This is a genomic window from Polaromonas sp. P1_G2 (assembly GCF_056405515.1).
Window position 1 is genome coordinate 1 of the sequence record NZ_JBFUBY010000951.1, and the last position, 500, is coordinate 500.

The window sequence follows — 500 nt, forward strand, 5'->3', positions numbered from 1 at the left end:
GCGTGATGCAGCGCGTCTATCGCGAAATGCTCACAGCCGCCAACCACTTCACCATCAATCCGAACATCGTCGCCGCCGCCGGCCGCGAACTGGCCGGATTGTGGAGCGATCGCGCCTGGCAATTCTACGACCTCGTGGAAAAGAAATGACACTCCGCGGCAAAGACCAGGGTCACGCTTTGCAGGGCTCCAGGGACGTCGGCACCACAGACGCGACGGCGAGGGTAATGGAAGCCTTCCTGGCGGCCTTCCGTCACCACCCGTCGGGCGTCGCGATCATCACCGCTGACCCCGGAGACGGGCCGGTCGCACTGACGGTGAGCTCGCTCATCTCCGTCAGTGTTTCGCCGCCGACGGTGGCTTTCTCGCTGTCCGATGCATCGTCGAGCGCGCGTTCGGTGAAGCGAGCCGAAACGATCGTGGTGCATTTCGTCCGGCGCGCCGACATGCAACTGGCGCGCCTCTGCGCCACGAGCGGTAAGGATCGGTTCGGTGCAGATG

1 protein-coding gene is annotated in these 500 nt (G+C 64.4%); it reads left to right on the forward strand.

Annotated features, from left to right (window positions below):
- Positions 1-226 precede the first annotated feature (226 nt).
- Positions 227-500, forward strand: a 274-nt coding sequence (locus AC1D0P_RS28500) for a flavin reductase (protein WP_477679807.1), incomplete at its 3' end; no start/stop codon positions are given.